Annotated in this window: 20 protein-coding genes; 7 read left to right on the top strand and 13 right to left on the bottom strand. The window is 69.5% G+C overall.

The genetic code is table 11. The features are described from left to right. Positions 1 to 66: 66 nt before the first annotated feature. Both WME75_RS34825 and WME75_RS34820 read right to left on the bottom strand, forming a co-directional pair. On the bottom strand, positions 67 to 1695 hold the full coding sequence (locus WME75_RS34825) for a hypothetical protein (RefSeq protein ID WP_437479974.1): 1629 nt from the start codon (positions 1693 to 1695) through the stop codon (positions 67 to 69). Between the two features lie 18 nt (positions 1696 to 1713). After that, complete coding sequence (locus tag WME75_RS34820) at positions 1714 to 2835, bottom strand: multiheme c-type cytochrome (protein ID WP_437479971.1); 1122 nt, start codon at positions 2833 to 2835, stop codon at positions 1714 to 1716. A gap of 179 nt (positions 2836 to 3014) precedes the next feature. Here WME75_RS34820 and WME75_RS34815 point away from each other — a divergent pair, with 179 nt between their 5' ends. The 4 genes from WME75_RS34815 (at position 3015) to WME75_RS34800 (ending at position 10436) form a co-directional block, all read left to right on the top strand. Further along, on the top strand, positions 3015 to 3680 hold the full coding sequence (locus tag WME75_RS34815; protein WP_437479968.1) for a hypothetical protein: 666 nt from the start codon (positions 3015 to 3017) through the stop codon (positions 3678 to 3680). A gap of 1370 nt (positions 3681 to 5050) precedes the next feature. After that, positions 5051 to 9001, top strand: a complete 3951-nt coding sequence (locus WME75_RS34810; protein WP_437479965.1) for an NACHT domain-containing protein — start codon at positions 5051 to 5053, stop codon at positions 8999 to 9001. Further along, positions 8998 to 9594, top strand: coding sequence for an RHS repeat-associated core domain-containing protein (locus tag WME75_RS34805; protein ID WP_437494978.1), 597 nt, complete (start codon positions 8998 to 9000; stop codon positions 9592 to 9594). Before WME75_RS34810 ends, WME75_RS34805 begins: the two co-directional genes overlap by 4 nt. Then, positions 9591 to 10436 (top strand): hypothetical protein, encoded by an 846-nt coding sequence (locus WME75_RS34800; RefSeq protein ID WP_437479962.1) that lies wholly within the window; start codon positions 9591 to 9593, stop codon positions 10434 to 10436. The genes WME75_RS34805 and WME75_RS34800 overlap by 4 nt, the downstream gene beginning before the upstream one ends. A gap of 424 nt (positions 10437 to 10860) precedes the next feature. Here the strand turns inward: WME75_RS34800 and gspC are convergent, their stop codons facing one another. The 3 genes from gspC to WME75_RS34785 form a co-directional block, all read right to left on the bottom strand. Then, positions 10861 to 11796: a type II secretion system protein GspC gene (gene gspC, locus WME75_RS34795; RefSeq protein WP_437479960.1), complete on the bottom strand. Its 936-nt coding sequence runs from the start codon at positions 11794 to 11796 to the stop codon at positions 10861 to 10863. A gap of 153 nt (positions 11797 to 11949) precedes the next feature. Further along, positions 11950 to 12771, bottom strand: a complete 822-nt coding sequence (locus tag WME75_RS34790; protein WP_437479957.1) for an SRPBCC family protein — start codon at positions 12769 to 12771, stop codon at positions 11950 to 11952. Then, complete coding sequence (locus tag WME75_RS34785; RefSeq protein WP_437479954.1) at positions 12762 to 13370, bottom strand: ArsR/SmtB family transcription factor; 609 nt, start codon at positions 13368 to 13370, stop codon at positions 12762 to 12764. Before WME75_RS34785 ends, WME75_RS34790 begins: the two co-directional genes overlap by 10 nt. Before the next feature lie 175 nt (positions 13371 to 13545). Between WME75_RS34785 and WME75_RS34780 the strand changes: the two genes are divergently transcribed. Continuing rightward, entirely contained in the window at positions 13546 to 14130 is a 585-nt protein-coding gene (locus tag WME75_RS34780; protein WP_437479951.1) for a hypothetical protein, read from the top strand. A gap of 84 nt (positions 14131 to 14214) precedes the next feature. Here the strand turns inward: WME75_RS34780 and WME75_RS34775 are convergent, their stop codons facing one another. The 3 genes from WME75_RS34775 to WME75_RS34765 form a co-directional block, all read right to left on the bottom strand. Then, complete coding sequence (locus WME75_RS34775) at positions 14215 to 14436, bottom strand: DNA-binding protein (RefSeq protein ID WP_437479948.1); 222 nt, start codon at positions 14434 to 14436, stop codon at positions 14215 to 14217. A gap of 154 nt (positions 14437 to 14590) precedes the next feature. Then, positions 14591 to 15685 (bottom strand): serpin family protein, encoded by a 1095-nt coding sequence (locus WME75_RS34770; protein WP_437494976.1) that lies wholly within the window; start codon positions 15683 to 15685, stop codon positions 14591 to 14593. Positions 15686 to 15881: 196 nt separating this feature from the next. After that, positions 15882 to 16463, bottom strand: a complete 582-nt coding sequence (locus tag WME75_RS34765; protein WP_437479945.1) for a MarR family winged helix-turn-helix transcriptional regulator — start codon at positions 16461 to 16463, stop codon at positions 15882 to 15884. Positions 16464 to 16568: 105 nt separating this feature from the next. Here WME75_RS34765 and WME75_RS34760 point away from each other — a divergent pair, with 105 nt between their 5' ends. Beyond that, positions 16569 to 17069 (top strand): SgcJ/EcaC family oxidoreductase, encoded by a 501-nt coding sequence (locus WME75_RS34760; RefSeq protein WP_437479942.1) that lies wholly within the window; start codon positions 16569 to 16571, stop codon positions 17067 to 17069. Positions 17070 to 17163: 94 nt separating this feature from the next. Here the strand turns inward: WME75_RS34760 and WME75_RS34755 are convergent, their stop codons facing one another. From WME75_RS34755 to WME75_RS34735, 5 genes are all read right to left on the bottom strand, one after another. Then, positions 17164 to 18651: a glucuronyl esterase domain-containing protein gene (locus WME75_RS34755; protein WP_437479940.1), complete on the bottom strand. Its 1488-nt coding sequence runs from the start codon at positions 18649 to 18651 to the stop codon at positions 17164 to 17166. Positions 18652 to 18756: 105 nt separating this feature from the next. Next, entirely contained in the window at positions 18757 to 19632 is an 876-nt protein-coding gene (locus WME75_RS34750; protein WP_437479937.1) for a DUF6999 family protein, read from the bottom strand. Position 19633: 1 nt separating this feature from the next. Then, the gene (locus WME75_RS34745; RefSeq protein ID WP_437479934.1) at positions 19634 to 20332 is read right to left on the bottom strand and encodes an iron-containing redox enzyme family protein; all 699 of its coding nucleotides are present in this window, start codon (positions 20330 to 20332) and stop codon (positions 19634 to 19636) included. 27 nt (positions 20333 to 20359) lie between these two features. Then, on the bottom strand, positions 20360 to 21490 hold the full coding sequence (locus tag WME75_RS34740; protein ID WP_437479931.1) for a beta-ketoacyl-ACP synthase III: 1131 nt from the start codon (positions 21488 to 21490) through the stop codon (positions 20360 to 20362). A gap of 724 nt (positions 21491 to 22214) precedes the next feature. Continuing rightward, positions 22215 to 23450, bottom strand: a complete 1236-nt coding sequence (locus tag WME75_RS34735; RefSeq protein WP_437479928.1) for an AraC family transcriptional regulator ligand-binding domain-containing protein — start codon at positions 23448 to 23450, stop codon at positions 22215 to 22217. Between the two features lie 174 nt (positions 23451 to 23624). Between WME75_RS34735 and WME75_RS34730 the strand changes: the two genes are divergently transcribed. After that, the gene (locus WME75_RS34730) at positions 23625 to 24023 is read left to right on the top strand and encodes a carotenoid oxygenase family protein (protein WP_437479925.1); all 399 of its coding nucleotides are present in this window, start codon (positions 23625 to 23627) and stop codon (positions 24021 to 24023) included. Positions 24024 to 24086: the final 63 nt, after the last annotated feature.

Below are 24086 nucleotides of genomic sequence, written 5' to 3'. Positions count from 1 at the left end.
GGGCCCCCGGAGCCGTCCGGAGTGACCGAGGGCGGGCCGCCGCAACCTCGGTCGGGTCGCCAGTCTTCACCTCGCGACCTCTCCCGTCTTCAGATCCAGCTTCAGATCCCGCACCACCTCCGGTTCGGCGCACACGATCTGCGGCGTCGAGCCCTGCACATCGGTCTTGATCCGTTCCTGCAGCTTCTTCGCGAGATCCCAGCTCGGCACGAACGCGGCGAAGAAGCGCTGCCCCCTGTCGCGCGTCACAACGAAGCGCGCCGGCGAGAACTCCGTGCGTCCTTTGAGCGCCTTGCGCGTCAGCGGGAAGTCGTAGTCGTCCGGCGCCGTCTTGCTGAACGTGTAGAGCACAACGAGGTTCTGCGGGCACTTCGGCCCGCCGGCCCTGGGGATGGGCCGGTTCGCCCTGGATTTCGGCGGCGGCCCCTGCTGGAGCTGGAGGGTCCCCGGCGCCGCGCCCGCGGCCTCGCCGGCGCCGCCGTGCTTCAGGATCGCCCCGCCGGCCGCCACCCACACCGCCCCGTCGCTCCCCACGGCCACGTCCTGGGCCTTCACCCCGTCGGGCAGCGGCGCCGGCTCCCAGGCCTCGCCCCTGCGCGCGAACAGCGCCCCGTCCGCGATCGCCCACAGCGTCCCGTCCGGCGCCGCCGACGCCGTGAGCACGTGCGCGCCCTTCGCCGGCGGGTCGATCGGCGTCGGCTCCCCGCCCTTGTAGTGGAGCACGCCCCCGTCCACGATCCACGCCTCGCCCTCGCCGGGGCCCGGCAGGATCAGCGTGAGCGCATCGTCGGGGCTCTGCCCCTCGATCAGCGCCGGGACGGGCAGGAGGGTCGCGCCCTTTTCGCCCGGCTTCCACACCTCCAGGGCGCTCTCCCCGCTGCAGCCGTCCCCGTAGCTCAGCGCGGTCCCATCGCGCGTCGCCCCGAAGGCCCGCGGGCGGACCTCGGCCTCCGGGTAAGGCAGCGGCGCTTCCCACCCGCGGCATGGCCTCTTCTTGGGGGCCGGCGTGATCGTCAGCCCCACCCTGGGCCCGCGCAGCGTGATGAATTTCGGGACCCCCATCATCGTCGGCCCCGCCAGCCCCACGAGCGAGCTGCCCATCCTCGCCACCCCGGTGAACGACAGCCCCTGGTCGCTCACCCGCCGCACCCAGCCCTGCGCCCCCAGCACGTAGTGCTCGGCAATGCCGGTGCGGCCCGTGGTGCCCGTCGCGATCAGGTCGAGCTGGTCAGGATAGCGCCCGTGGACGCCGGTCACGGCCACCCACCACCCCGGCAGGTGCAGCCGCTTCGGGAACTCGATCTTCCCATCCTTCAGCACGCCGACGGCGGAGGCGATCTGCTCCCCCTCGGGCGTCATCAGATTGATGGTCGACACGAGCAGCGCGCCCTCCACCGGGTGCAGCCGCAGATCGATCTCCGCCGGGACCTGCGCCACAGGCGTGAACACCGACCTCGGCGGCGGCGCCGGGGTCGGCGCCTCGTCCGCCTTCACCCCGCCCGCCGCGCCCACGGCGCCCACGGCGCTCGATGCGCCTGCCGCGCCTGCCGCGCCTGCCGTACCCGACGCGCCCGGCCCCTCTGCTGCGGCCTCCGCGCGCGGCCCGTCCGCCGCCTGCGGCGCCGGCGCCGGTCCGCACCCGGCCATCGCCATCACGAGCCCGCCCAGCCCCCACCACGCCCTTCGCCTGATCATCGCTCCTCCTCCGTCCGCTCACGGCGCGAGCCTCCCCGACGCCACCCGGATCTCGCCCTCGATCTCCGCCTCGCGCAGGTCCACCCCGTTCGGGTGTGCCACCCGCTGGTAGGCCACCTGCCACGCGATCGTCCGTCCCTCGCCGGCGGTCCCGACGTCGAGCTCCACCGTCACGGGCTCCGCGTGCACCCGATCGTCGGCCACGAGCTTCCGCCCGATCGTCCCGGGCCGCAGCACGAAATGCCGCGTCAGGTAGCGCTCGTCCTGCCCCAGCACCAGCTCGTCGGGCCCGAGCGCCTCGGCCGACACCTCGAGCCTCCGGAACAGATCCCCCGTCGGGAACGCGTGCCCGGCGTTCGCGGGCGCGAGCGTCACCGCCACGCGCCTCGCCGAGAGCCGCCGCGCCGTCACCGCCACGGCGCTCCGCACGAGCGCCTCGTCCCGCGATCCTGCGAACCCGTGGCTGCGCCGACCCCCCGGCCCGCGCGGCATGTGGCACGCCGCGCAGGGCTGGTCCGCGGCCGGCGACGCGCGGTGCTCGGCGACGGTCGACTGCATCAGCTCCGCGGCCGACCGCCCCCGCGCCGTGGGGAACGCGAACTCGTGGCAGGCCGCGCACGCGTCCGCGCCCCCGAACCGCGCGTCCCGGATCACCGCGTGCGGCGCCGCCGGCGGCGACCCGCTCCCCGCCCACGGCGCTGCGAGCACCGGCGCCACCGCCGGCCCCGCGAGCTCGCCCTCGCCGTCGCTCGTCACGTGGCACGTCACGCACCCCACCCCGAGCGCCCCGAGCGCCTCCGGCTCTGGCTCCTCCGGCCTCGCCTCGGGCGCGTGGCAAGCCCGGCAGAACGGCATCGGCTCGATCGCGAACGCCCGCCGGTAGGCCGGCTCGGTGTTCGCCCGGTGGTGGAGCGACGCGCGCCACTCCCGCGCCACCTCCTCGTGGCACCCCTCGCAGGCCCGGTTCGCGCTCACCGCCGCCCCGAGCCGCGCCCGCGCCGGCCTCGGCATGGGCACCCGCGCCGCCTCCGCGGCCCCAGGCAGCGCGCTGAAAGCCGGCGCCTCGACCTCGCCTCTCGGCCGCGCGGGCGCGTCCGGCGCGGCAGCGCACGCGCCCGCGAGGGCGCCCGCGATCAGCAAGCCAAGGCCAGGTCCACAGCGCGGCACAGCGATCGTTGCGGCTACAACACCCCCGCCGCTGCGTCACCTCCGAGGCACCCGCGCGACGCCGGCCGCTCCGCCACGGTGTCCGCCGGGTGTCCGCCGGCGCAGGCGGCGCGGCGCCGTAAGATCCCGCGGGCTACCGTGTTTCCATGTCCATGAAAGCGCTTGCTCTGGTCCTGTGCCCCCTGCTGCTCCTCGCCACGGGCTGCGCCGCTGGGGAGCCCGAGCCGGCGGGGCCCCCTCGCCCGGACGCTGACAACCCCTGCGCGCCGGGGGGAACGCCGCGGCCTCCCCGCCAGCACGTCGTGGCCACCACGGTCACGCCGGACGGCCAGATCGTCGACTGGATCCCGGTCGAGTCCCAGACGCCCGACGGCAAGATCGCCACGCCTCCCGCGGGGCCGACGGGCCCGGAGGGAGCCAATCCCCCGCCGCCAGCGAGCCCGGACGGCGCCGCGCCGGCGCGGTCTCCGGCGGCGACCGCCGTTCAGCTCGGGCCGAGAGGTCCGGCCGGCACGGTGCCGGTGCTGCGCCCCCGGCGGCCGCAGTGCGACTGCTTGCCCGGGTATGTCCAGCAAGCCGACGGCTCGTGCGCGGCGCTTGCGTCGCGCTGCTCGGGCGAGGGAGGGATGGCGTCGGGCAAGTCGTTCACGACCTGCTGCCCGGATCTGACGCCCATCGCGAGCATGGAGCGCGTCGACGGTGCGTGCGTGACCACGGCGCCCGACGCGCACCTCTGCGCGAAGTGCGGCGACGGCGCCTGCGGGGCGGGTGAGAACGACTGCAATTGCCCGGGCGACTGCGGTGGAGCCCGGCCCTGAGTGACCCGACCCAGGTTGAGCGACCCAGGTTGAGCGTGCCGACCCAGGTTGGGGTGGCGGGGGTAGCTACAACCTTCTACCCAGCTTCGACGGCAGAGGCCGCGCCCCTGGCAAGCGTCTCGGAGAGCGAGGCCACCACGGCGGCCCGAGGCGATGGCTCGACCATCGCGAGCTCCCCGGGGCCGGGGCTCGCCGGTTGGGCCCGTCGCGTTGGGCCCATGCCTTCCGAAGGGGTGCGATCGGTGGCCAGGTGCCCCCCAGATCGCGGCAAACGCGACGGATCGCGACGGTTTGCCACGGCAAATTCGTTGCCCAAGGACGAATTTGCGGTGGCGAACCGTGGCGATCCGTCGGATCCGCGGGGATTTCGGAGGGACCTGACGACGGATCGCCCCCCTCGGAAGGCATGGACCCAACGTGGGCCCAATCGGCGAGCCTTGGGATCAGAGAGCTCGCGCCGACCGACTCCGTCGCCGCGCGCCGCCATAGTCGCCTCGCTCGCCAGCGCCCTCAGCCGCGCCGTCGCCCTCGGGGATCACGTCGCGGCTCGTGTCGTCCACGAGACGATCGGCCGGCTGCTCGTCGTGCCCGCGGCGTCCGGCGACGGGGGCGAGCCCGCATTGATGGCAGCCCTCCCCCACGAGCGGAGTCGGTTCACTCGAAGGTAACACCGAGCACGCACCGGGCAGAGGACACAAGTCACGCTTGCTCGACCCCCATCTCGGCCGTCCGCCAGCTCGAACGAATCGACGCGTCCCAGGCACGATGCCGGCCACGGCCGGAGCTCCGGCGCGTCGCGCTGGCCGGCGCAGCACCCGAGCGTTAACCGCCTGTGGATGAGCTGCTGGCGCCGCAGTGCCCGCCGGTTCCATCGGCTTGTTCGGCGTCCCAGGTGACGGCGCGGCGCTCCGCCTTGGCGTCGCCATGCCTGAGTTTCCCACGTGAGATCCCATCGACCCGCGTCGGCACGCCGCCTGCGAAGGCGCGCGCGTCGGCGACAGGCGATCGTCGGCGGTGGTCGAGCGATCGTCGGCGGAGGGGCGGCGAATGCCGCCCCGGGTTCGGCGGTCGTCGATGGTGGACGGCTGATCGGCGCGCCTTCTGCGGCGATCGTCGATCGTAGCCGGCCACTCGCCGCACCACGGAAGGCGATCGACGCCCGCTGGCAGCATTTTGCCGTGCAGCGGGCGGCACTTGGCGGATGGCTCCGCCTCAGAAGACGCTTCCGGCCCGCGCATCGCGACGAGTAACATGCGGGCAGGCAGGCGTATGGACAAGCTCTTCGACACGTCCGTGGCATCAGGTACTGGACAAGAGAAGCGTGGGCGCCCCTTCGGTGCTCGACTCGATCCGGGATCCCCGGCGCGGTCATGACCTTCCTGGAAAACGCGCGGCAGTTCGTGCGTGAGCGCTTGGCCGAGGTGCGACGCGAACTTGCAAGGCTCCAGGAGCCTTATGTCCGCCGGTTGGTGCTCAAGGAGCACCGTCCCGTGGACGAGTACGGCAGCAGCAACCCACTCCTATGGTGGCCGCATGATCGTGACAGGGCCCGGGCGCTGGGCGTGCTGCCGGACAACGAACTGCACCGCGAGAGGCGGCTCGTACTGCTCGGGAATGCCGGGGCAGGCAAGAGCCGCATTCTCCAGTTCGCGTTTGAGCAGGCTGCGGAGCGGTTCCTCGCTGACGAGGCGGCCCCGCTTCCTCTCTTCGGTGACTGGTTGAAGCTGCTCAGCTCGCAGACGCCGATCGAAGAGGTGCTGGACCGCAAGAGCGGCGGGCTCTTCCGGCGCGCACGGCAGGAGCACTCCGCCGGATGCGCGCTCTTCCTCGACGCCCTCGATGAGGCACGGCCGGACACTGGGCGCATTGTCGACGTCGAACACTTCTTCGGCACGCACGCGGCCACGCTTGCCCATGTGAGCGTGACCTGCCGGCGCGTGGCGTACGATCCGCGCTGGCTGGTCGACGAGGGATTCGTAACCTACGGCGCGGACCGCCTCGACGACGCAGCATACGCGCAGATCGTGCCGAACGCCGCAGACCTGCGTCGCTTCAGGGAGCAGTGCTACGAGCGCGGGATCGAAGGGCTGCTGGAGACGCCCTTCGACGGTTTCTACCTGGCCCGCGAGTTCGCCGCCGGCCGTCCTCTCCCTCCTTCCAGGAGGATCTGCGTCGACCAGCGCTTGAAGGAAATGCTGCGACGGAAGCCGAAGGATGTGGCGCGTGCCCCCGGGCCTTCCATTGAGCAACTCCGGTTCCTGGCCATCCAGATCGCCTGTCTTGCAACCTTCGTCAACGCGGAGTTCTCCGAGCAAGAGATCGTCGACTGGCTGGACGAATCGCGCTCTCTCGGAGAGCACCGGCACCGACCGTCGGCGGAGGCGGTGAGCGCGCTGGTCCAGCAGCCCCTCTTCGTGAAGCAGGACGGGCGCTGCCGATTCGTGCACCAACTCTATCACGAGCACCTGACCGCCGAAGGGCTCGACGGGATGCCGTTGCGCAAGCAGCGGCAGATCCTGCGCGTCCCGGCGGACGGCCCGGAGCGCGTGCATGTCAATCTTCGGGGCGTCGCGATGGCGCTGGCGGAGCGCAATGAGCGCTACCGTGACCACCTGCTTGAAGACGAGCCTATCATTGCAGGCCTCGCAGAGCCCGCGGCTCTACCTCAGGAGGTGCGTGACACCCTGGCGAAGAAGATCATCGAACGGGGCATGGCCCAGGATCTCATCCCTTGGGCCGGCGTGCGACCTCATGGTCGATCGCCTCAGGATGCTCTGCGGAAGTTCCGTCCGCATGATGTTGCCGCGTTGCTCGCGCCTTACCTGAGTAGCGATGATCCCCGAGCGCGAGACTGGGGGGTGGCCGTCGCAAAAACGTGGGGCGGGGCAATGGACCTGAACCCGATCATGGTGAAGCTCGCGCTCGACACGACGCAAAACGTCAACGTACGAAACAGAGCGCTCAGGGGGGTCGCCGCGACGATGGATATTGCGTCGGTGCGTCGACTGCGTGGCTTGTTCGACGACGACTCCGATGACATCCGCGCCTCGGCTCTCGAGGCGTATGCTCTCGTGGAGGCCCCCTCGCCTGCTGATTACTTTTCGAAGATTCTCCGCGGAAGAAGAGACACGACGACGCACGGTCCGCTGGAGGGAGAGATCTACCGCTACTGCTTACGGCTCACGCCCGAAGCGCTGACGGAAGCGTTCTCCGTCATGCCCTCCGTTCAGGAGCAGATGGGCGATCTGTGGCGGCGCGCCCTCCAAGGACTGTACCAACACGCTCAGAAAATCGGCTTCTACGACATACCTGTAGACCTGATCCTAGAGGACTGGTCTCAGGCAGACTACGGCTCCGAGTTCGGTGATGCGACCGCGAGCCGGCTTCTTCAAGCAAGCCCGGCCTTGCTTCGCCGCGTCTGGGATCATGCGACGCAATCCCTTTCGACAGGGAACGCCTCGTTCGAGGTCTACAAGGTGTCGTCGAGGCTTGCCAAGGCGGCCGGTGATGCCCTGCTCGATCTGCTGCCGGGCTCCTGCGATGGACTCACAGAAGCTCAGGATCGTTTTCTGTCTCATGCGATCTATCGATGGTTGGAGGATCACCGCACCCCGGAGGCTATAAGCCTTGCTCGCTCTCGTGCTCCCGCGTTTTCGTCACGCTTCTGCATGATCCCGCAGCATGTCACGGTGTCATCGGAGCAAAGTTTGCTCGAATGGCGAGCAAAGCTCGCGGAGGTGGTTCGGGCCAACACGAACGAGCGAACGAAGGTCGAAAATATATGTCGGAAGCTCCTATCTCGCGGTAACCGTCAGGATTGGGCCGTGATCCTCGACGACTTGCGGCAGGCCGATCCGGATCTATGGCGCCGATGTATATTCCACATCCTCGAAGGCGAGGACTACTTCTTCATGCCCGGCACCGTGCTCACCTACCTGCGCGATCTCGGCAGCGATGTCTATGTGCACCGATGCCTGGAGCGGTTGGAGCGAGGAGACGTCCGGCCCCTCGGAGATCACGAGATGGTGCTCTATCTGGAGCGCTTCAAGCCCTGCGGGTATGAAGGGGCGCTGAAGGAACACTATCGTCGCGAGATTATCCGCTGCGACGAGATGAACCCGCGCTATCACGACGCTGTCACATTTTTGGCGTTGCTCCTCCTGCTGGAGGCTGGCGACGCCTGGGCCTGGTCCGAGTTGGAGGAGCGGATCTCGCAAGGACGCGTTCCGCTGCTCGATGACGACATCCTCTTTCCCAGATCCCATTCGGAGAAAGGCGGCGCGTCGCTCTTCATGTCGGCCGCTGCCCGCGCCTCTGCGAACGCCGTGCGCATGCTCGCCGATTGGTACGCCCTCGTTCGCGCGACCCCTACGACGAACCGCTGGCATCGGTCGGACTCGCTACAAGCGTTCCTCCTCGGCATCATGGAGGCCGTCGATCGCGCAAGCACCATCGGCGAACTGGCGCGCCTACGCGCAGCGGCCAACTACGTGGATGCCCGCTGGCTGAGCCACGTCAGCGAGGACGTCGAGAGCCGCCTTTCGATGTCGGCCTGGTCGGCCGGATACCTGCTCGACTTCATCAATCGAGAGCGCGTCGGCGCTGTACACACCGAGCGCGACCTCTTCGAGTGGACCTGCGACGCCCTCGGCCGCCTGGCCGAAGGATTCGAGAAGCGCGCCGAGGCGGTCGCAGGCTTCTGGGACGACCAGGGCCCGAAACAGGAGACGGACTGCCAGAACGTCCTCTGGCCCCTGTTGAGGAAGGAGCTCCAGAGCGCCGGGCTTTCTGCCACTATCGACGACGAGATTCCGATCCGAGAAGGCTACTGCGACCTATTGATCCAGCGGCCCATGAGCGAAGGTCCACCATTTCGCGTCATCCTGGAGCTGAAGGTCGCACATGCATGCTACGGAGAACGCGAGCTGATCGATCGCCTCGAAGAGCAGCTCGTCGAGAGGTACATGCTCCCGACCGGAGCGCGCCACGGCGCGTTCATCGTCCTCTGGTTCAAATGTGATCGGTACGACTACCCCACTGCCTGGAGTGACAAGGCGGCTTTTGCGGCGGCGCTCGAAGACAGGCGGCGAAGTGTGGGGGAGAGGCGCCAGCTCACGCTCGCGTCCTACGTGTTTGACATGACGACGCGCTGGCGTGGCCAGCGGAAGGTGCGTAAGGACGAGCGCGAGCGCCGCACGCCCAAGACGAAGGCGCGCGAAGGCGCTGCCCGAGTTGCCGGAAAAACTCGGGCAGCGTCGAAGGCCACGCGGGCTTCCCAGCCGCGTGAGGGTGCGTCGACGCGCCGCTCCCGCGACTCCTGAGCGGCCTGCGACCACCGCGGTTCCCGGGGCAGTACGAGGACGCCGAGACCGGCCTCTACTACAATCGCTATCGCTACTACGACCCGGCCGACGGCATGTTCGTCTCCCCGGATCCGCTCGGCGTGGCCGGGGGGTCGGGGTACTACGGTTATGCGGTCAACCCGTTTGCGTGGATCGATCCTTTCGGCCTCGCGTCGCTGCGCGAGGCCGAGCGGCTGCTGGAGGACTCCGAGAACCGCAGCTTCGGCAACAACGTGGGGCACGCGCGCGCACACGTGCCGGGCCTGGGGCAGGATCCGGCCGCGCTCGCGACCTCGCGGCCGGCGAAGCAGACGAACACGGTCTTCCGTTCGCGCAACCAGGCGCTGCGATCGCTGCGGGACATCATGACCCGCGACGACGCGGCCCTCCGCTCCCTCGCGCCGGGGCAGGTGCACTCGGGCTCCTACACGCCCAGAGAGACGCTCGAAGGGCTGGAGTCCAAGTCAGGGCAGCCGGCCCAGCGCGCGTGCGTGAATCGCACCACCTACTCGATCGGCCGCCTTCCAAACGGTCAGCTCCACCTGCTACATTTCGCCCCTCGCCAGTCATGAGCTCATCCAGCCAGCAAACCCTCGTTATTCTCGACGAGCGCGGCGCCGCCGCGCGCCTCCCGTCGCAGATCGCGTCGCTCGTGCAGGGGTACCGGATCATCCACCTCTCCGACACGCGCCACGCTCCCTACGGCACGCTGTCGCGGGTGTCGGCGGCCCGCCTCGTGCTCCTGTGCCTCGACCTGGTGCGGGGATACGGCATCTCCGCGGTGCTCCTGGCCAGCGCGGCGGCGTCCCGCGCGGCGCTCCCGGCCGTGCGGATCGGGTGCGCGCGGGCGGGAATCGCGCTCCACGAGGGCGCCTCGCTGGCCGCGAGGGAGGTGGTGCGTCGGCACCGCTTCGGTGATGTCGCCGTGCTCGGAGGCGAGATCATGGACGAGCGCGCCGTCGCCGAGGCGCTCGCGGAGGCGGGCCTCTCGGCCCGCACGCGGGCGGTGTCGCTCGATCTCGCCTCGCTGGGCGAGGCGGGCAAGGACGCGCTGGGCCGGCTCGTGGAAGCGCAGCGCGCGCAGGTGGGGACGTACGTGCTCGGCTCGTCGGAGGCCGCGCGCGTCGCGGATCTGATCCGCCGGTCCGACCCGGACGCCGTGATCGTCGAGGCGGACGCGGCGCTCGCGGCGGAGGTCGCCCTAGCGCTGGAGGCCGAGGCGGCGGCGGCGGGGAAGACGGCGTCCACGGTGATTCGCTGCGTGACCGAGGCGTCCGAGCACTGGCAGGAGCGCATCGCGGAGCTCGCCGGCGTCCCGCCCGACGCCGTGGCCGGCCGGTGGGTGATGCCGGCGGGGCCGAGCGAGGGGCCCTTCGCCGTCGCGATGGACGAGGACGGGGATCCGCTGGACTGAGCCGGTCGCGCGACACTGCCCGGGCTCAGCGACCTGGGGAGTCGCGACCCGGCCCGGGTCGCGCGCCTCATCCCAGCAGCTTGTACGTGAGCGTGCCGGAGAACCCGGTCGGCCCGGGCGCCCCAACCTGGGTGGGGCCGGCCCGCAACAATTTCTTCGTCCCCCGTATCCTGCCGGCCGCGCCGTTCGTTGGTGGGCCATGACGACGACAACCCCGACCGAACGACGCCTCTACGTCTCCATGATCACCTCGCTCGATGGCTACATCGAGGGCCCGAACCGCGAGCTGGACTGGTTCCAGGACGGCAACCCGCAGTTCGAGCGGTACTGCGACGAGATGATCGACTCCGTCGGCCTGGCCGTGTACGGCCGCGCCTCCTACGAGCTGATGCTCCCGAGCTCTCGAGAGAGCGCCGGCGTGCGCTCAATCGATATGGACGTCGATCGTCATCGGCTTCCCGTCGCGGGTGATGCTCAGCGCGATGTGGTCGGCGGCGCCGAGCCGCGCATAGGCCTCGAGCGCCTTGGACACGTCGCTCAGCTCGAACCCGTTGATGCTGGCCAGCTTGTCACCAGTCTTCAGGCCGAGCATCTCGAGCAGCGAGCCGCCGCGGATCCGGGCGAGCTTGACGCCTCCCGGCTCCGGCGCGATGCGCACCGAGCGCATCAGATCGGACTGCTTCTCCAGGATCGCGCCGACGGCGCTGCGCTCCACGCGGAACTCTGTATCGCTGATCTTGCGGATCTTCGACGCGATCTCGGGCGGAACCGTGGACGCGGCCGGCCTCCGCGCAGCGCCGGACGGGGCCGGCTCCGGCGAAGGCGGGGCTCCCGGGGCGCCCGCGGGCGCCGGCTTGCCACCGAGGACGGCCTGGCATCGCGCGCCGCCGGTCGTGAGCCAGACCCGATCCCACCCCACCGTGTGAACCGTTTTCCCGCTGACCTCATCCCCCTGGCGACGCAGGATCGTCTTGCCGTCCGAGCCGGTCATCGCGGCGAGAGACCACGACGCGTCGTCTGCTCGAACGATGAGCAGCGCCCGGGTGGCGTCGCACGCCGGGTCTTCGTAGGGGTCCTTGTTCTCCGCCAGCACCTCGGGCCTGACCGGGCTTGTCGCCTTGCCGTCGAGCGGGCCCGTGACCGAGTCGAAGGGGTTGCGCGACAGGATCAACGCCGCGCTCGTGGCGTGAACCTGTTCGAGGCGCGCCGCAGGCGGCGTCCCGAGAGCGATCAGCGCGCGCGGCGACGGCGAGGAGGCGATGCTCCATGCGACGAGGTGCCCGATGCCCGCCGCCTGCAAATAGGCAGCCAGCGCGATCATCAGGCAGAATGCCACGCCCCGATACCGCTTCAGGAACATGTCGGATCCCATAAGCCCACGGCCGCGCTAGCGAGCGTCGTGCCAGACGGCGAGCGCCTCGATCGCCGCGGCGCTGCGCGCGCGCAGCGGGCTCGCGCGCCACTCTGGCACTCGGGCCGGGTGGATCGCCGGCCGGCCTTGCCAGAGTGGCAACTACGCGTTCGCCTTCTGCTCGGCGTCCGCCGGAAAGCGAGCTTCCAGCCAGGCGCGCCATCGCGGCTCGAGCTCCGCGGCGATCTCGGCCGCTCGATCGCCGTAGAAGAACAGGCAGACGGCGACGCGCGCCTTGTCCTCCAAGCGGTAGCTCCCGAGGAGCGCGATGCCCTGCGCCGGCTGCTCGAGACGCAACAGGACCTCACAGGTCTCGTCGTCTTGCTGGACGTGCTCGATGGTGCCGGCGAGCGGCGGGGCACCTGCCGGCGCCGACCGTCGCTCACCCAGGTTGGGGCCGTGGACGCCGAGCGCGGTGGCGAGCTGCTTCCAGACCTCGGCGTGCGTGCCAGGGGCTACGCGCAGCGCGCGCGCGGCGGCGGCGTTCTGGCCCGCGAAGTGACGCAGGTACTGGCGCAGGATCTGGAAGAAGCCGGGCCAGCCGCTCTCGAACCCTTCGATTTCATCGTCCCAGGAGTCGCTTGTCGAGAACAGGCTGTGCACGAGCCGCACGACGCACCTGTCGCCCGAGCGGCTGGCGATGACGAACTCCGACGCGAGGGGCGGCGCGTCCTCGCTCCAGCCGTGCTCCTCGTAAACGAGGCGCCTCGGCGGCTCCCACGCCGTGATCGTCCCCGAGGACGACACGCCCTCGCCGAAGGTGAACTCGACCTTCCCGCCGGCGCGCTCGTCCACGGTGGTCGGCGCGAACCAGGCGCTGATGCCGGGGCCCGTCGCGATGGCGTGCCACACCTGCTCCGGCGTCCCGGGCACCAGGAACTCGAGCTCGACCCAGCGTTTTTGTGCGTCGCTCCTTATCGGCATGTCTTCTCCTCTTTCGGTTCATCGCTCGGCTTCGGATAAGCCATCACGAGCAGGCGGTGGTCGCGCCCGCCGGCGGCGTTCGCGTCGTGGTATCGCGCCACGAGCGCGGTGATCGCCTCGCCGAGATCGGCGGTGAAGGCGGCGCGCTCCGCGGCCGACGCGAACCGGATCTCCGTGTCGATCGAGAGCGTCGCCAGCCGCTTCTTGGCGTCGAGCGCGCGGCGCCACAGCCCGCCGACCTCGCGAACGACGCGCGCGGCGAGCGCGATGAGGTAGCTCGCGGAGAGGCGATCCACCGTCCGCCGTGGATCCGCGGCGACAGCCCCCAGCGCTCCCGGCGATACGACATAGGCGCTCGCGGTCGCCACGAACAGGCGCTCCGTCAGGCCGCCCCATTTGCGCTCGCCCGCCGCCCGCACCAGCTGATGCGCTTCGAGCGCGCGCAGGTGATAGGTGACCTTCTGGCGCGCCAGGCCCACCCGCTCCGCGAGGTTCGCGGCGGAGGCCGGCAGCGCCAGCTCCGAGAGCAACCGGCTCCGGACCGGGTCGAGCGCGACGACCGCCGCGGCAGGATCCTCGATGACCTCAACGTCCAGCACATCGACCATCCTAGATTGACAATTTTTGTTGTCAATGGTTCGGGGGGGCGCCGTGTTTGCCCGCGCGCCCGCTCCGAGCGCGCGGGCGGCGCGCGCTTTCTTGCGCCGCGGGCGTCGCTTGCCGCTAGCATCGCGGCATCGCGCGCCCGCGCGCCGCCTGAGAAGGAGACCCTCCGTGCACCGTCGACATGCGCTCTGGATCCTGTTGCTCTGCCTGACTCCCCTGCTCGCCGCGTGCGGGCATCCCTGGAAGACCACCCGTCAGGCTGTGCCGAACCCGTTCTACGGCAAGGGGCGCTTCGCTGCCGTCCCGGTGGCGTTCCTCGCCCTCGAGGTCGGCGACGTCTCCGAGGCCGACTGGATGGCGGAGAAGGACGCCGAGCAGCGGCAGAGCTGGCAGGAGGACAAGGCGGGGATCAACGAGCAGTTCACGGAGGCCCTCATGGCGGAGGCAGCGTCGGAGGACGCCATCGTCGTCAAGGCGATCAGCGCGGCCGACGCGCCGTTCTTCGTCCGCGCGAACGTGACGTTCTACGAGCCCGGCGTCTTCACCGGAGTCTTCAACATGGCCACGCACCTCAAAGCGACGGTGCAGATCACCGACCCGGCCGGGAGGGTGCTCGACGAGATCCTGATCGAGGCGGCGTCGCCAGCGACGTTGTTCAACCCATCGACCGGAGGGCGCGCGCGGGACGCGGCGCGCCAGCTCGGCAAGCTGGCGGGGAAGTACATCAACCATCGCGTCAGCGGCGACGACTGAGCTGCCCCGGCGGCCCGGCGCCGGATCAAGGTAGCCGCTCGCCGGAGCCGGGCGCTGCGTCGTGCCGCGCCTGATCGACGACGGCTACCCGCCGCTGGCGAGAGACTTTCCCTGGGTCTCGAGCGCGGCCTTGATGACTCCGACCGCCTTCGGCCCCACGCCATGAATCGCCAGGAGCTCGGCCTCCGAGAACCGGGTGACCTGGTCGAGGCGAGTGACGCCAGCAGCGGCGAGCGCTCGAGTCGCCGGCTTCCCGATGCCCTTCGGAAGCGCGGATTCTGGTTGTTCCTTCGGTTTGCTCGGCAAGGGCCCTCTCCCGGTGGATTCGCCGCCCGCGAGCCGGCGCTCGGCGGCGCCGGCGACGCCAGCCTCACGATCTCACATCACACAGCATGCCAGGACGAGGGCCGCGCTACAATACCGCGGTACGGGGGCCCCGCGGCCTGACCCCGCCGGGTCTTCACGCCCCTGCTGGGTTGGCCACGCGGCCCATGAACAGGATCATCCCGGAGCGCAGATCGCGGAGGAAGAACAGAAACGGGTGATCGGCGCGAAACTCGGACGGAGGCGCTGTGGAGGCGGAGATCGCGCGGATCCCCACCGCGCTCGCCGCCGCCGCCTCGGTGCCCTTCTCATCGACCTTGACGAAGACCTTGTGGAAGACGTTGTCGATGAACAGCCGACCGCCGAGGCCAGGCGGGCTCGACATACCGGTGAAGTCCGCCTGCATCGGGTCGAACGCGAGCTTCATCCCGAGGCCGATGAGATGCTTGCTCAGCGCGAGCGGCTCGCTGGCGTCGATCTCGAAGCGAGGGATCCAGACGCGCACGCGCCCGTGCCAGGCGGCAGCGATCCAGGAGGAGAGCTTGTCGCTCGTGAGCCTCTGCTCCAGCGTGTCGAGCCCGTCCTTCGCGTCGGGCAGGACGAAGGTCATGGCGAGATCTTCGCCGATATACGGTATCTCGAGCACGCGCAGCCCGTCCACGGCGGCGTAGCGGAAGCTCGCTTCCTGGTGCATGGTCGGCACGTCCTTCGGACGCTGCGGCGTCGCGAAGAACGGCGCCGCGCGGGTCCCGCGCTCCGAGAACGAGGACGCCCAGGTGCCCCGGAAGTAGATCGCGTTGACCAGGACGAGGAGCGTCTGCCCGTCGACGCCCCCCCGCGGGATGATGTCCTTGATGCGGTCGTTCGTCTCTTTCGCCACCCAGGCGTTGATGCGCGCGCGGCTCGCCTCGGCCGCGCCCACGAAATCCGTGGGCTCGAGCGGCGCGCTGAAGGCCTCGCCGGTCTTCCTGATGAACGACGGCGCGAACGGATAGCTCTGCTCGCCGAAGAGTCGGTTCGATGCGCGCAGCGTGTACGCGGTCTGCCGCCGATCATGCCAGGCCGAGAGCTGGCGGCTCGCGCCGTCGAGCACCTGCGCTTGATCGGCGGAGAAATGGAGAACGTTGGCCATCTCCACCGCGGTCGCGCCCTTCGCGCCCGCCCACGTCATGGCCAGGGCCAGGCTGAGGCTGGCCGGTGATACGGCGAGATTGCCCCGCTGCGTACGCAGCCGGGCGTAGACACAGGACCCGACGCGGGAGCAGGTCGTCGGCGGCTGGGGGCCCCTGCGCGGTCAACAGCACGTTCCGCAGCCTGACGCTGGTGAACGCGCGCGACGACAGCTGCGACACGAACACGGAACAGGTTGACAGGCCGCGAGAAAGAGAGGTTTTGAACCACGGCGGCACAGAGGCACAGGACGATGTTCAGGAGGTCCGGCGCGGGCGCGCCTTCGTGCCTCTGGCGGCGCGCGCACCGGCGCGAGGCGCGGCGCTCGCCGGGGCGGCTTCGGGCTCGGCCGGGCGCTGCATGCGGGCGATCTCTTCGGCCATCAGCGCGGTCGCCTGCTCGAAGAAGTCGCAGATGAGCCGCAGCTCGTCGAGCGAGTAGCGCGAGCAGAGCACCGCCCAGCGCTCGCGGAACGGCGCGAAGAGCGCGCCGATCTCGGCGTAACGCTCGGTCACCGGCTCGACCACCAGCTGTCGCCGATCGCTCGGGTGCTTCACGCGGCGCACGAACCCGGCCTCCTCGAGCCGGTCGAGCACCCCCGTCACCCCCCCCGAGGTCAGCCCCGTGAGCTGCACAAGATCGCCCGGCGTGACCGGACCCGCCTCTGCCGCCCTGCGAACGACGTCGAGGTACTTGTGGTCGGTGCCCTTCAGCCCCAGCCGCGCGGCGATCGCCTGGTGAAAGAGCACCGACTGGGTGCTCAGCTCGCGGCCCAGCCGGTCGCCCAGGCCGTCGACCAGCTCGCTCACCGCCTTCGCGCTCGTTCGTTTCGCGGCCATCGCCTCTCGCCTCGATCCGCCCGCACTCTACCCGAGCCGCCGCCGTCTTGACAACCCATGGCAAATATCTTACTTACTAACAAAGTTACTTGCCTGGAGGTTTCCGTGGAGCGTTCGACCGATGAGGCGGCCATTCGGCGCATGTTCGAGGCCCTGTGCGAGGCGTGGGCGCGGGAGGGCGCGAGCGCCGTCGACGCGTTTTACACGCCCGACTCCGACTACGTGACGTTCGATGGCTCGTGGCTGCGCGGGCGCGAGGCGAACCGCAGGGTGCACGAAGAGCTCTTCGCCGGCATGCTCGCCGGCACCCGCCTGGTCGGCGAGGTCGAGGGCGTGCGCTTCGTCGGCCCCGACACGGCCGTTGTCGTCAGCACCGGCGCGGTGCTGTGGCCCTGGCAGAAGATGGCGCCCGCGAGCCGGCGGTCGCGGCAGACCCTTGTGGTGGTGCGGGGCGACGACGGGCACTGGCGGGTGGCGTCATTTCAGAACACCCGGGTGCAGCCCCTACCGCCGTCCGACAGCCTGTTCATGCGCCTTTTCGCGGCCGTGATGCGCGCTCGCCTCGCGTTCTGGCGACGGCGCCACCCCGCGGCCCTCGCGGCCTGAGCGCCGGGGGCGGCCGTCTCGGGCCCCGGGCGCCGGGGCGAAGTGTCCTCTGCGCCTCTGCGGTCCATTCTCGGTCTTCAGGCTGATCGGCGTGCTAGGGAGTATCCCCGCGCGGCGGAATGACGTCGAAGCGCCGGGTTCCAGGCTTCCCCAGGAGAGCCTGATCGGCGAAGTCGAAGATGGCGTTCCAGTCTTCCTCGGTGGCGCCGTGCCCACCGGGCCGGAAGTGCAGTCCCAGATGCTCAGGAACGCCGAGGAAGTCGTACACCGGTTGAGCACCGAGGTACGACTGCACGGCCGCGTAGGCCCTTCCGTACGGATCGTCGAGCGAGTTGCACAGAATGAACAGCCGCGGCGCGGTGAGGGCGGGGAGCCAGTGCTGGTCCGAGGGGAGGCGCTCCGTCTGGTTCCTGAACTCCGGAAGGAGCGGCCCGAACCAGTAGGTGTTCTGATCGACGATCTCGGTGATGCCCTGCCCGAGCCCACGGCCCATCTCGGCGCCCGAGAACCGAAAGGCCATGCCCCCCGCCACCGGGGCGGTGAGCGCGATGCGCTCGTCGAAGGCGCCCGCGAGCAGAGCCGCCTGGCCCAGGCGCGACACCCCCGTGACCATGATCTTGTCCCGATCCACGGCTGGATCGGTCATCAGATAGTCGACGGCGCGCGAGATCCCCCAGGCCCACGCGGAGATGTCCCTCCAGTCGTGGTCCGGGTAGGCCGGAAAGAAGGCGCTCGACGCGTAATCGGGAGAGTCCGCGCCGAGCTCCTGGTAGCCGATCGTGGCCACAGCGTAGCCTCGCGCGAGCGCACCGGCCGCTCTCCCCAGGCTGCTTTCGCCGGAGCCGGAGGAGAGCGAGATCAAGATGGGACGAGCCTCGGCCTCCTCCTCGGGAGAAGCCTCGGCCTTCGGGAAGAAGAGGCCCAGGTCGAAGCCGAGCTCCCCGCCTGGCCCGAAGCTCAGGTGAAGCTTGCGGTAGAGGGCGTCCACACCCGAGGCCGTCGTGATCTCCGAGGGGCCCGAGAGCGGCACGGCCGTCACGTTGCCCGGCGGCGGCGGCATGTGCCCGTAGGTGTAGTCCTCCAGGATCCGCATCATCTCCTTGCGGCGAGCCCGCCACTGCTCCGCCGTGCTGACCTTGGTTCCGTCGGCCAGGGTGAGCGGATCGGGCATCTCGGGGACGAGGGGGAGCTCGTCGACCGGGATCAGGGCGGAGTCGTCGACCGAGGAGCTCCCGCCGTCGGGGTAGGGATCGCTCGGAGCGCCCAGCCAGCAGCACCGCTCGCTCGGGACACCGCAGCTGCCCTCCACCTCCAGAGCTCCCAGGGCCGGACAGTCGTCGTGACAGGTGAAGGTGCACGGCGCGCTGGCCGAGCCCCCGCCGCTGCCGCCTCCACCTCCACCGGTGAGGGGCGGCGCATCGGTCCCGCCGCTGCCACTCGTCCCGCCGCTGCCACCCACCGGCGCCATGCCGCCAGAGGCCGCGTTCTCTACCGCGGGGCCACGCTCGGCGCAGCCCGTGAGCGTCCCGCACAACGCGCCGATGCACAGACTCGTGAAGCGGATGGTTCGATGCTCGAACATGAATGTCGCTCCTGGGGGAAATCAGGGCATCGGGATGACGAAGGGGGTGAGGGAGGGAGAAGGAGAAGCAAACGATTCGCGGATGTCAAGTGCGAATCGCCACGCTCACCTCGCCTCTGCCTTCAGCTTCCTCAGGTGTCCGTGCAGGGTCTCGGAGTCGAGGCCATGTAGCGTCAACCGGAAGCCGGCCTCGAGCGTCGAGCTGGGCACCATGGGATGATGGTTGTGCACAAGGGCGACAGGCAGCGGGTCGTCCAGGATCTTGCCGACGTAGAGCGCGATGATCTCGTCCAGCTGCAGCGAATTGCTCGCCCGCCAGAAATGGTGGTCAGACAGGAACAGCGCATAGAGCGGCGTGTAGATCTCGATGGCGGTCTGCAGGTCGACGACGTTCAGCCAGGTGTCCGGGAGGTCGTCGATGCTCGCGTCGTCCTCGGTGATGGCAGAGAAGTCGATCGACTTTCGGGGCTCGATCTCACGCCCCTGGGCGCGAAGCTTCTCGTTCAGCTCGATGATGAAGTTGTAGAAGGTCAGATCGTGGACCGTGAACGTGTTGTCCAGCAGGTCCTCCAGCCTCCTGGTCCTCAGCGGCGTTGTCGTCTCGAGCTCGATGCCCGGGACGTTGTCCTCGATGAACTTCAAGATCTCCGTGCCGATGGTGAAGTGGCGCAGGATGAGGTAATTGGCCTCCGGGGCGACGAAGAGCCTCAGACCCCAGTAAATGGACCGATGCAACAACCACGGAGATTGCCAGCTCGACGGGACGAGGATCTTCATGAGCTTGATGCCGGAGATCGACAGGCGGGCGAACGGCCTGACGATCGGCATCACGACCCTGCGCGTCGTGCTGCGCTGGCTCTTCAGGAGGGCGGCCTTGGCCCTCTCGTCGATGGGCAAGGACCGGTCGAGGTACAAGGCCAGCCACGGATCGGGATCCCTGGGGTCGTGCTTCATCTTCCTGAAAAAGTCCTGAAAATCCATGTCAATAGCTCCCGATCTCCTCGAGCTGGAGGCGGTAGAGCCGCGCGGTGACACGGGCGGTCTTGAGGATCCTCGGCGCCATCCGCGGGAGATTTAAGATACCACAGCGGAGCGCCTCTTCCAGCTCGCCCAGGTGATCTTCGTCGGCCTTCGCGTGATAGAGATAGAAGCTGACGGCCTGCGCCTCCAGGCGAAGGGCGGACTGCACATGCTCGGCCCACCGGGCCGCGACCCGCTTGCCGAGGCCTTCGATGATGTACATGGCGCCGAGGAGATCGAAGGGGTTCGGCTGATCGGCGCGATGGAAGATCCAGGCCGACAGGGCCTCGCTGCCGATGTTCAGCTCGTGCCGCGCGAGCCCGGCCGGGTCGCCGCCGCTCTGCAGATAGTCCTGCTCCAGCATCTGGTAATCGCGATGCTCCGCGGCCGCGTGGCGGATGAAGCGCGAGCGCAGCTCGGCGAAGTCGTGGCCGATGCTGGAGGCGGCGCGCGCGATCCAGAGCGCCCCGTTCATGACCTGCGCCCGGTGGTTCAGCAGGAGCTCGTGGTAGTCGGCCAGGCGAATGCGACGCTCGATCACGCGCCGCACGATCGGGATGTGATGCACCTGGGACTCGAAATCCAGCCAGATGGATGACAGCCCGCGCAGGACGGCCTGCGGTGAATCTTCGTCCAGAGGCGATGTACGTTCCAGAAGCATCCTGAACCTCCCTGGGATGACGGCGGGTCAGACGACCGTGAGCAGCATGAAGGCGATGACGCAGCGGCCGCTCTCCGGGATGAAGCCGAGGACCTGCTGGCCCGGCTGCAGATCCCGCTCCTCGAGCAGCTGGTGCAGCATGAGGAGAATGGATGCGGCCCCCGTGTTCCCCTGGGAATAGAGGTTCGTGAACCAGCGAGCTTCGGGCACCATCGCCCCGGTCTTCGCGAGCAGCTTGACCATCTCTCCGCGGAGAGAGTGGGACGAGTAGTGCGCGAGGAAGTGGTCGATGGCTTCCGGCCTCAGCTGTCGCCGATCCACGAGCTCGAGGTAGTGCTTCGCCCACACGGGGAACATGCGGTGAAGCAGATCGAAGTCCTGCTTGAGGACGAGGGCGCCCTGCTGCGCTGCGAGCGCAGGGCTGTCGTAGTGACTCCAGGGCTTCCTCTCGCCCGCCCGGTTCCTGGCGGTGCCCGCGTACATGCAGGGGTCGAAGCGGTCGGCGTAGGAGCAGAGCTCGATCCATTCCACCCTCAGGGAGCGGCGCCCCTCGTTCGGCCGGGTCTCCAGGAGCCAGGCGCCGGCCCCGTCGGAGAGGGTCCAGCGGAGGAACTCGGTCTCCATCAAGGCGGAAGAGTCCTCGCCTTCCTGCTCCCGACCGGCATAGAAGCCAGGTCGGAAGAAGCGGCTGGAGAGCTCGGCGGCGCAGGCCACGCCGCAGTCGTGCTCGCCCGCCTTCAGCTGGAGGTAGGCGGACTTGAACGCCATCATGCTGCTGGCACAGACGCTCTGAAAGCTCGCGATCTCCAGGGGCCGCAGGCCGAGCTCGCCGTGGACCGCGCTGGCAAAGCCGGGGACGAGGAGGTCGCCCTGGGTGGTGGCCGCCGCCAGGAAGGAGAGCCGCTCCGCGGCGATCTCGCTGCGGGAAAGCGCGTCCCGGATCGCGCGAGCCGCCATGTCCGCGCCGCTGTGAAGGGGCACGCCGTCCGGCGTCAACGCATAGTGACGTGTCTTGATGCCGTTCTGCCGGAGGACGAGGCGCCCGAGCCTGGAGCGCCTGTCGCTGATCTTGCCGATGTACTGCTCCATCTCCTCGTTGGGGACCGGCTTGCCAGGCAAGAAAGCGCCAGTGCTGGTGATGTAGACGGAACGATCCATGATCCCTCTCCGTGGCCGACATGGGCTAGGAGCTCGTCACGGCGGCCATCCACACTACCTCAGTCGTCTCGCCGTGCCGAGGCGTAACCATGTCCCGTCTCGCCCGCCGCCGGCTTCGCCCGCCGGACGCCGGTCCGCGGCTGCAAATTCGTCCCCGGGGGACAACCCATCAGAACTTGCCCGAGACCGTGAGGCCCGCGGTGCCGTCGGGGCCCGAAGGTGCGACGCGAAGGCCGGCCCTGCGGAGGTCCTGCTGGTAGGACTGCGCCGGATGATCGTGAGCCATGAGGGCAAACGACCACGCCGAGTTGAGGAGACCGCCGTCACCCCCGCGAGCGCGGCGACCACATCGTCGCAGGTGTCCCCCGCGACATCGCGGTCGGATGCCGTCCCGTCCGCCCCACGTACGCCGAGGCGCCCGGCGAAGCGGCCATCGCGCTTCTCGAGGGGCACGACGTACGCGCTCGCCGCGTCCGCTTCCGCGAGGGACCGGCGGAGGCGAGCGCCGACGCGCGCGCGAAGATCCGCCTCCGTCGGGCATCCAGCCTCCGCGCGATACGCGATGCGCAAGGGGGCGGCGGTCGGCTGAGCGCGCGACCGCGCCGCCCGCGAGCGGCTCTGGGGCATGCTCTGGCCCTTGCGCTCCACGTAAGCGAAATTGACATCACCGGGAACCGCCCTACAAACGAGCGACCTGAAAGCCGTCGACCCCAAGCGAGCAGGCTCAGACGATGGTCCCCACCTCTCGCCTCTCCCCCTTGGTCTGTAGATCTCTCTCTCCTCCCCGTCTCCCCGTCTCCCTGTGTCCTCTCTCTTGCTCTGTCTCCCGCCCAACAAGCCGCGGGGGCCGAGCAGCGGGTTCGCCCGCCTCCTCGGCGCGCCTTCTCCCCACGAGCTCCGCGCGCATCACCCGCGGCGGGCGCTCGAACCAGCGGTAGCAGCTTCGCGTGAACGCCGACTGCTCGCTGTAGTCGAGCAACGACGCGATGTGCGAGAGGGGCAGACCTCCCTGCGCCAGGTAGCGATGTGCGAGCTCCGCGCGGGCCTCGTCCTTGATCTTCTCGAAGCTCGTACCGTCGGCTTGCAACTGGCGCTGCAGCGTGCGCGGATGCATCCCCAGCGCCGAGACGACGTCAACGCTGGCGCTGTACCCGGTTCCCAGTGACCGCAGCACCACCTCGCGAACCCGCGCCGCGAGGGGCGTTTGCTGCGCGCCGAAGCGAGACTCGAGATAGTGCACCGCGAGCTCGCGCAGCTCGCGGCGGGCGGAGGAGATGCGCAAGGAGAGGTCGGCTGCGTCGACCTCGAGCGCCGCGACATCACGCTCGAAGACGACCGGCACCCCGAAGTGCGCTCGATAGGCGGCGATCGATGCGCAGCGCGCGTGAGGGAACCACACGCGCCTCAAGTGAAGGCGCCCCTCCGAGAGCAACGCGCCGACGCGCGCTGCGAACGCGACGGTCATCTCCGTGTCCTGAACGGTCGCCTGCGGGCGTTTCAGCCGGATCTCGTAGGCCAGCAGCACGCGACCGTCGCGTTCGGCGGGTCGCGTCGAGAACGCAACCGCCGAGCTGTGCGTGAACAGATACCGCGACGCACACGCCAAGGCGTCGCCGAGGCTGACGCTGTTCTGTACGGCGATCGCCAGCGGACCGAGGATGCCGATGTCGTGCCGCGCGGCGAGGCGCAGGCCGAAGTCAGGGCAGCGGAGCGCGCGCGCGGCGTCCTCGAGCAGACGGAACACGGACGCGATCGGAACGAGGTTTCTGGGGTCGTCGAGCACGTCGGTCCGGATGCGTGCTCGCGATAGGAGCGTCCCGGCATCTCCGCCGAGCTCGGCCACGAGGTCCCGGAAACCGCGGATAGCTTCCACGCTGACGACCGACATCGGACCTCCCTCGACCCCACCGTCCGGAGCCGTCATGTCGCCAAATGATAAAAGAATGTCGCTCGATGTCAAGATGAGGCCGGCTCGGAGTGGCAAGGAATGACGTGCACCATCTCAGCCCCGACAGGGCGAGGAGAGAGAGCTGTCCATGAGACATCCACATCTGTCCGGCATTTTCACCCCAGTGCGCGACGAGGACGATTTCGAGCTCTCGATCGTCGGACCTGTCCGGGGCCACGAACACGATTGGCCGCCAGGAGCTGGACGACCTCAGCAGCGAGCTGCCACGCGTTCGACGAACGCTACACTGGCCGCCCGTATCGACATGGCTGGTATCTGGCCGACACGCGGGCCAAGGGCTTCGTTCATTTCGACACCCTGGTTCACCTCGATCTGCGGACGGGTGCTCGGTCGACCTACGAGGTGGGGCCGTGGGATTCTCTGGGCGAACCTCTCTTCATCCCGCGCAGCGCCGACAGTCCCGAAGGGGATGGATGGGTCATCGCCCTCGCCCGCCGCGGCGAGAGCCAGTGCAGCGAACTGCTGGTCTTTGACGCGATCGACATCAGGAAAGGGCCGATCGGCAGGGCGAAGGTTCCGCGACTGGTGCCGACGGGCTTCCATGGGAACTGGCGCCCTGCCTGACGCGGGCTCGAAAGGAGACGCCCGGTCCGGGCGCAATCCGAAGGGGCGGTCCCTGGCGCTCCC

Source organism: Sorangium sp. So ce1014 (assembly GCF_051521505.1).
In the GTDB taxonomy this organism is placed as follows: domain Bacteria; phylum Myxococcota_A; class Polyangia; order Polyangiales; family Polyangiaceae; genus Sorangium.
Note: the sequence above shows the minus strand (reverse complement) of the source record. Positions and strands in the feature narration are given on the sequence as shown.

What these genes read in the sequence shown, in the direction of transcription:
- WME75_RS34825 (WP_437479974.1), bottom strand. Translation starts at nt 1,695, where the DNA reads ATGATCAGGCGAAGGGCGTGGTGGGGGCTGGGCGGGCTCGTGATGGCG.
- WME75_RS34815 (WP_437479968.1), top strand. Translation starts at nt 3,015, where the DNA reads ATGAAAGCGCTTGCTCTGGTCCTGTGCCCCCTGCTGCTCCTCGCCACG.
- WME75_RS34810 (WP_437479965.1), top strand. Translation starts at nt 5,051, where the DNA reads ATGACCTTCCTGGAAAACGCGCGGCAGTTCGTGCGTGAGCGCTTGGCC.
- WME75_RS34800 (WP_437479962.1), top strand. Translation starts at nt 9,591, where the DNA reads ATGAGCTCATCCAGCCAGCAAACCCTCGTTATTCTCGACGAGCGCGGC.
- gspC (WP_437479960.1), bottom strand. Translation starts at nt 11,796, where the DNA reads ATGTTCCTGAAGCGGTATCGGGGCGTGGCATTCTGCCTGATGATCGCG.
- WME75_RS34790 (WP_437479957.1), bottom strand. Translation starts at nt 12,771, where the DNA reads ATGCCGATAAGGAGCGACGCACAAAAACGCTGGGTCGAGCTCGAGTTC.
- WME75_RS34765 (WP_437479945.1), bottom strand. Translation starts at nt 16,463, where the DNA reads ATGGCCGCGAAACGAACGAGCGCGAAGGCGGTGAGCGAGCTGGTCGAC.
- WME75_RS34755 (WP_437479940.1), bottom strand. Translation starts at nt 18,651, where the DNA reads ATGTTCGAGCATCGAACCATCCGCTTCACGAGTCTGTGCATCGGCGCG.
- WME75_RS34750 (WP_437479937.1), bottom strand. Translation starts at nt 19,632, where the DNA reads ATGGATTTTCAGGACTTTTTCAGGAAGATGAAGCACGACCCCAGGGAT.
- WME75_RS34745 (WP_437479934.1), bottom strand. Translation starts at nt 20,332, where the DNA reads ATGCTTCTGGAACGTACATCGCCTCTGGACGAAGATTCACCGCAGGCC.
- WME75_RS34740 (WP_437479931.1), bottom strand. Translation starts at nt 21,490, where the DNA reads ATGGATCGTTCCGTCTACATCACCAGCACTGGCGCTTTCTTGCCTGGC.